The organism is Actinosynnema sp. NPDC059797, assembly GCF_042732085.1.
GTDB lineage: Bacteria > Actinomycetota > Actinomycetes > Mycobacteriales > Pseudonocardiaceae > Actinosynnema.
This window is the reverse complement of sequence record NZ_JBHWIE010000238.1, coordinates 1-11,203: the sequence shown is the minus strand read 5'-3', so window position 1 is coordinate 11,203 and position 11,203 is coordinate 1. Positions and strand designations below refer to the sequence as shown.

The following is an 11,203-nucleotide window of genomic DNA, read 5'->3' as shown; positions in this document are numbered from 1 at the left end:
GCGACTGGCTGGCCGCCGCCTACGACCAGAACACCGCGGCCTCCGTCGGTTCCGCCGCGCCGGACCTGGAGCGGGAGACCGTGCGCCTGCTGGCCCGGCTGTTCGGCCTCGGCGACGAGCACACCGGCGCCTTCGTCACCGGCGCCACGATGTCCAACTTCGTCGGCCTGGCCGTGGCCCGCGAGTGGCTCGGCGAACGCGCCGGCGTGTCGCCCGCCCAGCAGGGCGTCGGCGCGCTCGGACCCGTCAGGGTCTACTCCGGCACGCCCCACTCCAGCGTCCACAAGGCGCTGGCGATGCTCGGCCTCGGCCGCGACAGCCTGCGCCCGGTCCCCACCCTGCCCGGTCGCGAAGCCGTCGACGTGGACGGGCTGGCCGCGCTGCTCGACGGCACGCCCGCCGTGGTGGTCGCCAACGCGGGCACGGTCAACACCGCCGACTTCGACGACCTGCGCGCCCTGGCCCGCCTGCGCGACCGGAGCCCGTTCTGGCTGCACGTCGACGCCGCGTTCGGCGGGTTCGCCGCCCTGTCGCCCGGGCACGCCCACCTCGTGGCGGGCCTGGACGAGGCCGACTCGGTCTGCGTGGACCTGCACAAGTGGCTCAACGTGCCCTACGACTCGGCCGTCCAGTTCACCCGCCGCCGCGACCTGCAGACCGGCGTGTTCCGCAACTCCGCCGCCTACCTCGGCGCGCTCACCGACGAGCCGGACTTCGTCCACCTGACCCCGGAGAACTCACGCCGCCTGCGCGCCCTCGCCGCGTGGCTGACCCTCACCGCCTATGGGCGCGACGGCCACCGCGAGGTCGTCGAGCGCTGCACCCGCCTGGCGCGCCGCCTCGGCGACCTCGTCGACGGCGCCCCCGGCCTGCGACTGCTGGCGCCCGTGCGGCTCAACGTCGTCTGCTTCACCCTCGCCGACGCGCCCACCGCCGACCGCGTCGGCCTGCTCGCCCGGCGCATCGCCGCCTCCGGCGAGACCTTCCTGACCCCTACCGTCTACAAGGGACAGCACGCGCTGCGCGCCGCGTTCAGCAACTGGCGCACGGCGGACGGCGAGGTGGACGGGGTCCACGCCGCCGTCCGCGCCGCGTGCGAGGGGTTGTGACGCGCCGGTCAGTCAGCCCCAGATCGACGCCGCCCACTCCGGGTGGTCGATGAACGGGTTCCGGTTGCGCTGGAACCGGTCGAAGATCACCTGGTTGCGGCGCTTCTCGAACGCGTCCGGCGGGTCCTGCGCGTGCCACCGCAGCAGCACCGACAGCCGGCCGTGGTACGGCTCCGTCCCGTTGCTCACGCGGTCGTTCAGCTCCAGGTCCGCGAACCCGTCGCCGCCCTCGTAGCGCACCGCCATGTAGAACAGCATCCGCGCCACGTCGCCCTTCACCGCGTCGCGCGGCTCCCACGAGTCGCCGTCGGTGTAGTTGCCCGGCGCCTCGCTCGCCGCCGAACCGCCCGCGTCGAAGTCCTTGTTGCCCCGGTTCGCGTTCACCGACACGTCCTCCGGCCGCAGGTGGTGCACGTCGGTGCCCGGCCCGGTCGCGGTGCCGAAGTCGCCGTGCGACTTGGCCCAGACGTGCTCCCGGTTCCAGTCGTTCGCGTCGCCGCCGTTGGTGGACTTCGCCTGCGACCGCCCCGAGTACAGCAGCACCACGTTGTTCGGGTTGGCCGGGTCCTCGTCGGTGACCTTCAGCGCCTCCCAGACCTGGTCGTAGGACAGCCGGGTCTGGTTGCGGATGATGCCGTGCAGCGCGGTCCCCAGCGTCGCCCCGGACTTGCCCAGCGCGTCGCGGTAGTAGTCGTCCACCCCGCCGGGCGCGGTCGTCGTGGTCGCCGTGGTCCTCGTCGTGGTGGTCGTGGTCGGGACCGCGCCACCGGCGAAGGCGAACGCCGTGGTCGAGGTCAGGCCCGCGTGCGAGAAGTACGCGCCCAGCACACCGGTGACGTCGACCTGCCTGCCCAGCAGGCCGGGGTTGCTCTTCAACCCCCACTGCGCCCGGAAGGACGACGTGACCTGCACGTACAGCATCTGACCGGTGTTCGTCTGGGTGGGCGAGTCGGCCAGCGCCACCGCGTAGTCGGACGGGAAGCCCGACCGCACCACCGTGGTCGTGGCGGTCGGCTGGCCCACCACGTAGCCGCGCACGGTCGCCGTCGCGCCGTTCTGCTGCCCGATGGCCGCCGCCACCGCGATCGGCGTGGCGCCCGACGCCGCCGGGACCACCAGGGCGGCCGCCACCGCGACGGCGGCCACCACGAGAGCAATCGGATGAAGCAGGGACCGATTTCCCACGATCGTGTCTCCTCCCCTGTGCGGCGTCGCAGGGTGACCGCACGCAGGCAGGATCGCACGAGAAATGCCACGTCAGAGTTAATGATCACCAAACCTTCGGGGGTGACCATTCACAGAGCGGTTATCAGCAGCTCCTTCGGGACAGCGGGCCGCGGCGCTCGGTGGCGACGAGGTACTCGTGGAGGGTCCGGCGGGACCGGGTGAGCGTGTCGATGTGCTCGTCCATCTCGCGCAGGCGCGCGCGCAGGCCGTCCAGCAGCTCCGCGCAGGGTTCGAGCTCGGGGAGCGCGCCGGTCGCGCAGGGCAGCACGGACCTGATCTCCTCGGTCGACAGCCCGGCGTCGAGCAGCTTCCTGATCTGGATCACGGTCACCACCGCGTCGTCGCCGTACTCGCGGTAGCCGTTGGCCCCGCGCCCGGGTTCCAGCAGGCCCTGCGCCTCGTAGTAGCGCAACTGGTGCGCGTGGACCCCGGTCCGCCGGCTCAGCTCCCCGATCAGCACGCCCGTTCCCCCTTGACCTTCATACCGGTGTGAAGGTCGACGATCCTGCCATGAACACCGAACGACGTCCCGGGACGGACCACCCCACCCCCGTCACGGTCGTGGGCCTGGGCCTGATGGGCCGGGTGCTGGCCGAGACCTTCCTGCGCGCCGGGCACCCCACCACCGTGTGGAACCGCAGCCCGGAGAAGGCCGGGCCCCTGGTCGAGCAGGGCGCGCACCACGCCGGCTCACCGCGCGACGCCGTCGCCGCGAGCCCCCTCGTGGTCGTCTGCGTCTCCGACCACGCGGCCGTGCGCGAACTGCTCGACCCGCTGGGAGACCTCCTCGGCGACCGGGTCCTGGTGAACCTGACCTCCAGCACCTCGGCCCAGGCCCGGGAGACCGCCGCGTGGGCGGCGCGGCACGACGGCACCTACCTCGACGGCGCGATCATGGCCGCGACGCAGGCCATCGGCACGGCGGAGGCGACGCTCCTCTACAGCGGGCCGCGATCGGCCTTCGAGGAGCACGAGCCGGTCCTGGGCCTCCTCGGGACCACGGTGCACCTCGGCGAGGACCACGGCCTGTCGTCGCTGCACGACGTGGCCCTGCTGGGCGTGATGTGGGGCGTGCTCAACGGTTTCCTCCAGGGCGCGGCCCTGCTCGGCGAGGCGGGTGTCGGCGCCGGCGCGTTCACGCCGTTCGTCGACACCCTGCTGACCACCGTGGGCAGCTGGCTGCCCGGCTACGCGCGGCAGATCGACGACGACGCCTTCCCGCCCCTCGACGCCACCCTCGACACCCACCGGGCCGCGATCGACCACCTCGTCGAGGAGAACGAGTCGGTCGGGGTGAACGCCGAACTGCCCCGGCTGTTCCTGGCCCTGGCCGACCGCGCCGCCGCGTCCGGGCACGGCGGCAGCGGCTACGCTGCGTTGATCGAGCAGTTCCGCCAGCCCTCGGAGGTGCGGCCGTGACCGAAGAACCGTTCGACCCGCGTGCGCTGCTCGCGGAGACCCCGATCGCCGTCCTCGCGACCATCAAGTCCGACGGACGACCCCAGCTCTCCCCGGTCATGCACCACTACGACCGGGAGAACGAACTCCTGTACGTCTCCATGACCGAGGGGCGGGCCAAGACCGCGAACCTGCGGCGCGACCCCAGGGCCGCGCTGGAGGTCACCCGCGCCGACGGGTGGGCGTGGGCCACGGCGGAGGGCTCGGTGACGCTGACCGGGCCGAGCACCGACCCCCGCGGTCCCGAGGTCGACGCGCTGGTGGAGTACTACCGCCGCGCGGCGGGCGAGCACCCGGACTGGGAGGAGTACCGGACGACCATGGTGTCCGAGCGCAGGGTGCTCATGACGTTGTCGGTCGAGCACGTGTACGGCGCGAAGATCCGCTGACCGCGCGTCGCGGCGGCCATGGGGGACGACACCCACGCGCCCGGTGGAAGGGCGCGGGTGGAGGCGGTGCGAATGGGTGCCCGCACCGATGGCCGCCGCCGCGCCGGACCGGCACGATGGGGTTCGTGAGGAGCTGTCGAACTCCACGAAAGGGGTGGCGCCTCGTGGAAGCGCTGCGCAGCACCGTGCCCGGCTCGGGGGTCGTGCACCACTTCACCACCCGCGCGGGACTGCACCTCGGCGTGCTGGTCGATCCCGACGAGCGGCGCACGCTGCTGGTCTACGGCTCGGACGACCCGGATCGGCCCGCGCACGCCGTGGTGCTGGACCCGGACGAGGCCGACCAGGTCGCCGAGGTCCTGCGCACCCGTTCGCTGGCCGAACGGCTGGCCGCCCTGGAACGCCGACTGGACCAGGTGGTGCCGGAGGCCCGGTGACCCGGCCGGGAGGGGGACCGCCTCACGCCGTGCTCACCAGCGACATCGGCTCCCGGTACGCCTCGGCCGTGCGCTCCTCCCCCGCGGTCTCCTCGTCCGCCTCCCGCGCCCACGCCGCCAGCCTGGGCGCCAGCAGCTCGTACAGCTCCGGGTCCAGGGCCATGCCGGTGTGGGTGCTCCTGACCTCGACGCACTCAGCGCACGGGTCGGCGCACAGCTTCGGCGGCGCGATCACGTCGTTGGGCGAGAACACCGCGAGGGCGGGCACCTCCAGCGGCCTGGCCATGGCCTCCGAGTTGGTGTCGTAGCAGTCGCCCGCGAAGCAGTCCTGGTCCAGCAGGCCCGGCAGGCCCGCGGCGGACAGCCGCGCCAGCAGTCGCGCCACCCGCACCACGCTCGGGTGCGCGCCCAGGGTGTCCAGCACCGGGCTGCCCACCATCACCAGGCCGCGCACCAGCTCCGGCCGCCGCACCGCGAGCAGCCTGGCCAGGCCGCCGCCCCGGCTCTGGCCGAACAGCACGACCGGCCCGCCCGTGGCCTCCGCGTGCGCCAGCAGCCGTTCCTCCAGTCGGTCCACCAGCTCCGTGGTGCACCCGACGTTGAGCCCGATGCGCGCGCCCGCGGGCACGTAGCCCCGGTTGCGCAGCCAGGTGCTGGTCAGGCGCAGGCTGAGGTCCCCGAAGCCGAACCCCGGCACGAGCAGGACACCGACGCCCCGTCCCTCGTCCGGGTCGTCGGCCCGCCACGCCGGGTGCGCCAGCAGGCGCGGTATGTCCAGCATGGCCACCAGGACCTGTTCCCTGGCAGCGGCACGTGCTGCTTCCACTACGCCCATAGCAACACCTCCACGTCCGGGCACCCGGGGTTCCCGCCCGATGGGGTGATTGAACCTCCGCACGGTGTTCGTTTGCCAACGCGCGCCCCGGGAACCTCTGTCCTATGTGGTTGTGGAGGCCGCCCGGTGTGTACCGCCCGCAGGACGACACCTGGCTCATGGCCGAAGCTCTGGCGGAGGCGGGCATCCCGCGCGGTGCGCGGGTGCTGGACGTGTGCACGGGCACCGGCGCGCTGGCGGTCGCCGCCGGCCGGGCCGGTGCGGGCGAGGTGACCGCGGTCGACCGGTGTCGGCGCGCGGTGGCGGCGGCGTGGGTGAACGGGCGGTTGCGCGGTGTGCCCGTCCGGGCCCGGCACGGCGACTTCGGCGACCTGGTCGGGACCGGCGAGTTCGACGTGGTGACCGCGAACCCCCCTTATGTGCCCAGCACGACCGTGCCCAGGCGTGGTTGCGAGCGGGCCTGGGACGCGGGCGCGCAGGGGCGCGCGGTGCTCGACCGGCTGTGCGCGGTGCTGCCGCTCCTGTTGGCGGCCAGGGGGATGGGCCTGATCGTGCACTCCGAGCTGTGCGACGCCGACGTCACGCTGCGGCAGTTGCGCGGCGGCGGGCTGAAGGCGGCCGTGGTCGCGCGGCGGACCATCCCTTTTGGACCGGTCATGCGCGCCCGCGCGCCGTGGCTGCTCGAACGGGGGCTCATCGAAGAAGGTCAGCAGCACGAGGAATTGGTGGTGATCCGTGCCGACGCAGCGTGACGCGCGCAAGGTGACCGTCGTGCCCGGCGGGCCCCTCCTGGTGGAGGGGCCGGTCGAGGTGCGGATGGAGGACGGGACGGTGGTGAGCTCGGACCGGTTCGTGGTCGCGGTCTGCTCGTGCCGCCGCAGCAAGCGCTACCCGCTGTGCGACACGAGCCACCGCAAACGCCGCTAGGACCCGAAGGGCTGGAGGGGCAGGCGCAGCGCCGTCTGCCCCTTTTCCCACGCCCGCAACAGGTGCTCCCCCAGGCGTGCCTCCAGCAGTTCCGTGGCCTGCACGCCGAACACGACGGACTCGGTCAGCTCCGGCTCGCGGTCGAGCAGGTCGCCGATCACGTCGCGGCGCATCACCTGCTCGTGCACGGCGTCCGCCTCGATGTGCTCGGTGAAGAACTCGACGCAGTCCGGGTGCGCGTCGAGGCGCTCCAGCGCCTTGGCCATCCTGGCGGCGCTGGGCGCGGTGCTGATCTCGGCGGCGGCGAAGTGCCCGACCAGCGCACCGCGCAGCGACCGGCGCAGGCCGCACATCGACATCAGGTTCACCGTGGCGAGCATGGCCGCGGGCGCGTGCTCCAGGTAGTGCAGGTAACCGTCGTCGAGACCGGCGCCGACGAGGAGGTTCGCGAACAGCTTCGAGTGCATGCGGTCGTCGCGACCGCCGCCGAACTCGTCGAACTCCACCGCCACCAGCGCGGCCTTGGCCTTGCCGCGCAACCTGGGGATCACCCAGGCGTGCGGGTCGGCCTCCTTGAGGTGGTAGATGGAGCGCAGCGCGAAGTACTCGCGCACCTGCCACCACTCGCCCCGGTCCTTGAGGAAGTGGCTCACGCCGGCGCCGTCGACCGGTTCGACCAGCAGTTCGTCCAGCACGCCGGTGATGTCGGCGCCGCCCGGCACGTCGGCGCGCAGCGCGTCGAGGAAGACGCGTTCCAGCACGGCCCGGAAGCGCAGCAGCTCCGGTTCCCACTCCCAGTCCTCCGCCACGTCCGCGAAGCCCTGGTAGTGCAGCTCGTAGCAGACGTGCAGGGCCAGTTGGAGGTCCTCGCCGTACGGGTCGGCGGTGACGTCCGACGGCAGGTCGACGGCGGGCGGAACGCCGCGCAGGGCGTTCAGCACCGCCGCCGACAACGGCCCGCGCGGCGCGGGCAGCACGGCCGTGTCGACGGCCCGGTCCAAAGAGGTCATGCGCGTTGACTACCCACTTTCGGTGATGATGCACGTGAGCAGGTCCACGGCGGCCTCGGGGCCGCCGGCGGTCCGCTGCCGCCGCGCGCCCGTGCCGCCGTCCCGCACCTCGCGCAGCAGCGGCAGCACCACGTCGCGGTCGTCGCCCAGCTCGTCGGACACGTGCGCCACCAGCGCGTCGACCAGCTCCAGCGCGGGCACCCGCCGACCGGCGACCGGGTCGACGCCGGGACCGCCCAGGCCGTGGCGGGCCGCCGACCACACCGCCGCCGCCAGCACCTGGTCGTCCAGTTCCGGCGGCGGCGCGCCGGAGGCCAGCGCGGTGCGCACCAGCGCCCCGGTCAGGCCGGCCTGGAGCACGGCGTGGGCCGCGGTGGCGGCGGTGTCGGCGACCCGCACCTCCACCGTCGGGTACCGGGGCGACGGGCGGGCCAGCCAGAACGTCTGGGCGGGGTCCACCAGCACGCCGCAGTCGACCAGCCGGTCCACCGCGGCGTCGTGCTCGGCCGCGGTCTTGAAGTACGGCGTGACCCCCGAGCCGGGGAACTTCGCCTGCTCCAGCATCCGCCAGCTCGCGTACCCGGTGTCGCGGCCCGCCAGGAACGGCGAGTTGCCGCCCAGCGCGAGCAGCGTGGGCAGCCACGGCCGCAGGTGGTTGACCACGTGCACGGCCGTGTCGCGGTCCGGCACGCCGACGTGCACGTGGCAGCCGCAGCACTGGTAGTCCGAGACCTGGCCGCGGTAGGCGTCCTCGATCGCGGTGAACCGCTCGCCCCGGCTCAGCTGTGGCGCCGGGTCGGCCAGCGGTGGCGTGCCGGTCGCGACCAGGCGCAGCCCCTCGGCGCGGGCCGCCCGGTCCAGCGCCCGGCGGCCCGACACCAACTGCTCACCCAGTTCCCGCAGGTCGGCGCAGACGCCGCTGGCGAACTCGACCTGCGTGCCGACCAGCTCGCGGTGCACCTTCGCCCCGGCGGGCAGCTCGTGCGGCGCGACGCGCGCCAGCACCTCCTCCGCCCGGGCCGCGGGCCGCCGCGTCGCCGGGTCGACCAGCAGGAACTCCTCCTCGACCCCGATCGTCATCAGGCGAGGTCGTGCCGTTCCAGCGGCTCGGTGGCCGGCCCCTCCAGCACGTTGCCGTCCACGTCGAACCGCGAGCCGTGGCACGGGCAGTCCCAGCTGCGCTCGGCGTCGTTGAACCGCACCAGGCAGCCCAGGTGGGTGCAGCGCGCCGACACGGCGTGCACGCCGCCGTCCTCGTCGCAGAACACGCCGAGCTTCTCGGTGCCGTGCTGCACGATCCGCGCCTCGCCGAGCGGCACCTGCGCCGTCGAGTCGACGTCCGCGGTCCGCAGGCGGTCGCCGACGAAGTCCGCGGCGACCTTGGCGTTCATCTTGGCCAGGGTGGGCGTGGACTTCAGGGACAGCCGGTGCGGGCTGAACCGCTCGGCCCAGGCGTTCTCCCGGTCGCGGAGCAGGTCGCTCAGCACCATGGCGGCGATCGTGCCGCTGGACAGGCCCCACTTCTGGTAGCCGGTCGCGCCGTAGAGCCGCCGGTTGCCCGGCGTGTAGGGGCCGATCATGGGCAGCTTGTCGTAGGGCACGGCGTCCTGGGCGGACCACAGGTGGGTGATCTCGGCGACGTCCCAGTGCCGCCGGGCGAACTTGACCAGCTCGTCGTAGGGCTGCCCCTCGTCCGAGCCGGTGGCGTGGCCCTGCCCGGACACGATCAGCCGCTCGCCGTCGGTGGACAGCGACCAGGACGGGCTGCCCGCGCTGATGGCCAGGCCCGTCGGCGGCTCGCCCGAGCGCAGGGTGGCCGCGACGCAGTAGGCGCGCATGGCCTCCAGGCGGGCGAAGTACAGGCCGCGGTCCAGGATCGGGTAGTGCGTGGCGATCACGGCGCGGTCGGCGACGACCGTGCCCGCCCCGGTGCGCACGCGGACCCGGTCGCCCTCCTCGACGCGCAGCACGCGGCTGTTCTCGTAGACGCGGCTGCCGTCGCCGTCGATCCGCTCGGCCAGCCCGCGCACGTACTTGACCGGGTGGAACACCACCTGGTCGTCCAGCCGCACCGCGCCCGCGACCTCGAACGGCACGCCCATCAGCTCGCCCCGGTCCACGACCACGGGCAGACCGGCCCGGCGCGCCGCCTCGGCCTCCCGCTCCACGGCGGGCAGCTCGTCCTCGGTGAGGGCGTAGGTGTAGGCGGGGCGGCGGCGCAGGTCGCAGTCGACGCCCTCGCCCTCGGCCAGCGCGGCGACGAACCCGACGGCGGCCAGGCTCGCGGCGGCGTAGTCGGACGCCGCGTCCACGCCCTGCTCGGCCACCAGCTTCGTGTACATCGTGGACTGGAGGGCGGTGACCTTGGCGGTGTTGTTGCCGCTGACGCCACCGCCGACCAGGTCGGCCTCGACCAGCGCCACGCTCAGGCCCGCGCGCTTGAGCAGCAGGGCCGTGGTCACGCCGGTGATGCCGCCGCCGACGACCGCGACGTCGACCGCGGTCTCGCCGGTCAGGGCTGGGTAACGCCCGTGGGTGATGGTCTCGGACCACAGCGAGTGCCGGGCCGTGGTGGTGGCTTCCGTCATGCCTGACCCATACCCGCGACGCCGATGTTCGAACCTGTGCCGATGGGATATCCAGGGCCCATGCGCACCTTCACCGACCTGACCGAGCTGACCGACCTGGTGGAGGAACGGATGCCCGCGACCGAGCTGTTCGTGCGCTGGTCGCGGGGCCCGGACGCGGACGGCGGGCGGTGCAGCCGCGACGGGCTGACCGGCGGCGCCCTGCCCGGCTTGTCGGCGAACTCGCTGGCCGTGGAGCCCTGGTGGGACGACCGGCCCCTGCGGCTGTGGGTGGCCCGCCGCCTGCACGACTACCGGCACCTGCGCGAGCGGCGCGGCGCGGGCACCCGGCCGTGGGTGCTGGAGGGCGCCGAGGTCGGGCGGGGACCGGACAACGAGCCGCTGGTGCGGTGCTCTCAACCGATCGGGTGGATCTCGGACGAGGTGCTCGCGGAGTGCGAGGACCTGGTCGTCACGCACGCCGCCTCGCCGTGGGGCCCGCTGGACCGGGAGGGCTGAGGCCCGTCCCGGCCCGCGGTCCGCCACGCGGGCGGCGAGGGCGTTCGCGGGGTCCCCTCGCCCCCGCGACCGCCGGGCCCCGGCGCCTCAGTGCCAGTACTCGGCACGGCGCCACAGCATGGCGAGCAGCATCAGCGGGAACATGACCACGTGCCCGGCCGTCATCAGCGCCGAGCCGGACAGCACCCCCAGCCAGTGCGGCACCAGCAGCGCGGCGAACGGCAGGAACATCGCGGCGGACATCTCCGCGACCCGGGGCCACGAGTGGCGGCGGACCCGCATCCACAGCGCCATCACGACCGTCATGTCGGTGGCCATGACCAGCGCGTGCACGTCCGCTCGCGCCACCCAGTCGGCGGGCCACAGCGGGGCGAGCGCCACCATGCCCACGAGCATGGCGACGACCATCTCCAGGTAGTGCCCGGCGAAGCGGGCGAGCTTGCGCCCGGTCGTGCGGGTCGGGCGGTCGGCGTGGGCGGTGTGGGCGGTGTGGGCGGTGGTGGTCATGACGGGCTCCCCCGGTGCGTTCGGCTGTCGTGGACGAGGATCGCCGCCCGCGCGGTCGGCGTCAGGTGCCGGAAGTCACGGTGGGGGTCATGTCCCGGCACACCCGTGCCGCCCCGGGCCATATCGCGGGCGTGGTCGTCGAACGGGTCACCGGCCGGTCCTGCGCGCAGGAGATCACGCACCGGGTCCTGCGGCCGCTGGGCCTGCGGAACACCTCC

The 11,203-nt window shown here is 73.8% G+C and carries 15 protein-coding genes and 1 pseudogene; 8 read left to right on the top strand and 8 right to left on the bottom strand.

Annotated elements, in window-relative coordinates; all coding sequences use genetic code 11:
• On the top strand, positions 1-1,109 hold a 1,109-nt coding region (locus ACFV4N_RS32405), incomplete at its 5' end, for a pyridoxal phosphate-dependent decarboxylase family protein (RefSeq protein WP_499676447.1).
• Between the two features lie 12 nt (positions 1,110-1,121).
• Here ACFV4N_RS32405 and ACFV4N_RS32400 read toward each other — a convergent pair.
• From ACFV4N_RS32400 to ACFV4N_RS32390, 3 genes and pseudogenes are all read right to left on the bottom strand, one after another.
• Positions 1,122-1,907: an endonuclease I family protein gene (locus ACFV4N_RS32400; RefSeq protein ID WP_499676448.1), complete on the bottom strand. Its 786-nt coding sequence runs from the start codon at positions 1,905-1,907 to the stop codon at positions 1,122-1,124.
• Positions 1,893-2,189, bottom strand: a pseudogene (locus ACFV4N_RS32395) (DUF6359 domain-containing protein); the annotation flags it as partial. The pseudogene ACFV4N_RS32395 and the gene ACFV4N_RS32400, both read right to left, overlap by 15 nt.
• A gap of 229 nt (positions 2,190-2,418) precedes the next feature.
• Complete coding sequence (locus tag ACFV4N_RS32390; RefSeq protein ID WP_499676446.1) at positions 2,419-2,796, bottom strand: MerR family transcriptional regulator; 378 nt, start codon at positions 2,794-2,796, stop codon at positions 2,419-2,421.
• A gap of 50 nt (positions 2,797-2,846) precedes the next feature.
• Here ACFV4N_RS32390 and ACFV4N_RS32385 point away from each other — a divergent pair, with 50 nt between their 5' ends.
• The 3 genes from ACFV4N_RS32385 to ACFV4N_RS32375 all read left to right on the top strand — a co-directional run bounded on the left by ACFV4N_RS32385 (position 2,847) and on the right by ACFV4N_RS32375 (position 4,620).
• Complete coding sequence (locus ACFV4N_RS32385; protein WP_499676445.1) at positions 2,847-3,755, top strand: NAD(P)-dependent oxidoreductase; 909 nt, start codon at positions 2,847-2,849, stop codon at positions 3,753-3,755.
• The gene (locus tag ACFV4N_RS32380) at positions 3,752-4,183 is read left to right on the top strand and encodes a PPOX class F420-dependent oxidoreductase (RefSeq protein WP_499676444.1); all 432 of its coding nucleotides are present in this window, start codon (positions 3,752-3,754) and stop codon (positions 4,181-4,183) included. Before ACFV4N_RS32385 ends, ACFV4N_RS32380 begins: the two co-directional genes overlap by 4 nt.
• A gap of 164 nt (positions 4,184-4,347) precedes the next feature.
• A complete protein-coding gene (locus ACFV4N_RS32375) occupies positions 4,348-4,620 on the top strand; it encodes a cation:proton antiporter regulatory subunit (protein WP_499676443.1) in 273 nt (90 codons plus the stop codon).
• Positions 4,621-4,642: 22 nt separating this feature from the next.
• On the opposite strand, the gene ACFV4N_RS32370 is transcribed toward ACFV4N_RS32375, so the two are convergent.
• A complete protein-coding gene (locus ACFV4N_RS32370) occupies positions 4,643-5,455 on the bottom strand; it encodes an alpha/beta hydrolase (protein WP_499676442.1) in 813 nt (270 codons plus the stop codon).
• A 104-nt stretch (positions 5,456-5,559) separates the two neighbouring features.
• Here ACFV4N_RS32370 and ACFV4N_RS32365 point away from each other — a divergent pair, with 104 nt between their 5' ends.
• Positions 5,560-6,207: a HemK2/MTQ2 family protein methyltransferase gene (locus ACFV4N_RS32365; RefSeq protein ID WP_499676441.1), complete on the top strand. Its 648-nt coding sequence runs from the start codon at positions 5,560-5,562 to the stop codon at positions 6,205-6,207.
• Complete coding sequence (locus tag ACFV4N_RS32360) at positions 6,191-6,382, top strand: CDGSH iron-sulfur domain-containing protein (protein WP_499676440.1); 192 nt, start codon at positions 6,191-6,193, stop codon at positions 6,380-6,382. The genes ACFV4N_RS32365 and ACFV4N_RS32360 overlap by 17 nt, the downstream gene beginning before the upstream one ends.
• On the opposite strand, the gene ACFV4N_RS32355 is transcribed toward ACFV4N_RS32360, so the two are convergent.
• Genes ACFV4N_RS32355 through ACFV4N_RS32345 form a run of 3 tightly spaced genes read right to left on the bottom strand, consistent with a single transcriptional unit; the run spans position 6,379 to position 9,980 of the window.
• The gene (locus ACFV4N_RS32355; protein ID WP_499676439.1) at positions 6,379-7,392 is read right to left on the bottom strand and encodes an iron-containing redox enzyme family protein; all 1,014 of its coding nucleotides are present in this window, start codon (positions 7,390-7,392) and stop codon (positions 6,379-6,381) included. The genes ACFV4N_RS32360 and ACFV4N_RS32355 overlap by 4 nt on opposite strands.
• 9 nt (positions 7,393-7,401) lie before the next feature.
• Positions 7,402-8,472 carry a carboxylate-amine ligase gene (locus tag ACFV4N_RS32350; RefSeq protein WP_499676438.1) on the bottom strand — a complete coding sequence of 357 codons (1,071 nt, stop codon included), beginning with the start codon at positions 8,470-8,472 and terminating at the stop codon, positions 7,402-7,404.
• On the bottom strand, positions 8,472-9,980 hold the full coding sequence (locus ACFV4N_RS32345) for an FAD-dependent oxidoreductase (RefSeq protein ID WP_499676437.1): 1,509 nt from the start codon (positions 9,978-9,980) through the stop codon (positions 8,472-8,474). Before ACFV4N_RS32345 ends, ACFV4N_RS32350 begins: the two co-directional genes overlap by 1 nt.
• A gap of 60 nt (positions 9,981-10,040) precedes the next feature.
• Here ACFV4N_RS32345 and ACFV4N_RS32340 point away from each other — a divergent pair, with 60 nt between their 5' ends.
• A complete protein-coding gene (locus ACFV4N_RS32340) occupies positions 10,041-10,478 on the top strand; it encodes a DUF6098 family protein (RefSeq protein WP_499676436.1) in 438 nt (145 codons plus the stop codon).
• An 87-nt stretch (positions 10,479-10,565) separates the two neighbouring features.
• Here ACFV4N_RS32340 and ACFV4N_RS32335 read toward each other — a convergent pair whose 3' ends face one another.
• Positions 10,566-10,985 carry a hypothetical protein gene (locus ACFV4N_RS32335; RefSeq protein ID WP_499676435.1) on the bottom strand — a complete coding sequence of 140 codons (420 nt, stop codon included), beginning with the start codon at positions 10,983-10,985 and terminating at the stop codon, positions 10,566-10,568.
• A 14-nt stretch (positions 10,986-10,999) separates the two neighbouring features.
• On the opposite strand from ACFV4N_RS32335, the gene ACFV4N_RS32330 reads away from it, so the two are divergent.
• Positions 11,000-11,203 (top strand): serine hydrolase (locus ACFV4N_RS32330; RefSeq protein WP_499676434.1); only part of this gene is annotated, 204 nt, incomplete at its 3' end.

What these genes read in the sequence shown, in the direction of transcription:
- ACFV4N_RS32385 (WP_499676445.1), top strand. Translation starts at nt 2,847, where the DNA reads ATGAACACCGAACGACGTCCCGGGACGGACCACCCCACCCCCGTCACG.
- ACFV4N_RS32370 (WP_499676442.1), bottom strand. Translation starts at nt 5,455, where the DNA reads ATGGGCGTAGTGGAAGCAGCACGTGCCGCTGCCAGGGAACAGGTCCTG.
- ACFV4N_RS32355 (WP_499676439.1), bottom strand. Translation starts at nt 7,392, where the DNA reads ATGACCTCTTTGGACCGGGCCGTCGACACGGCCGTGCTGCCCGCGCCG.
- ACFV4N_RS32335 (WP_499676435.1), bottom strand. Translation starts at nt 10,985, where the DNA reads ATGACCACCACCGCCCACACCGCCCACACCGCCCACGCCGACCGCCCG.
- ACFV4N_RS32340 (WP_499676436.1), top strand. Translation starts at nt 10,041, where the DNA reads ATGCGCACCTTCACCGACCTGACCGAGCTGACCGACCTGGTGGAGGAA.
- ACFV4N_RS32350 (WP_499676438.1), bottom strand. Translation starts at nt 8,472, where the DNA reads ATGACGATCGGGGTCGAGGAGGAGTTCCTGCTGGTCGACCCGGCGACG.
- ACFV4N_RS32345 (WP_499676437.1), bottom strand. Translation starts at nt 9,980, where the DNA reads ATGACGGAAGCCACCACCACGGCCCGGCACTCGCTGTGGTCCGAGACC.
- ACFV4N_RS32365 (WP_499676441.1), top strand. Translation starts at nt 5,560, where the DNA reads ATGTGGTTGTGGAGGCCGCCCGGTGTGTACCGCCCGCAGGACGACACC.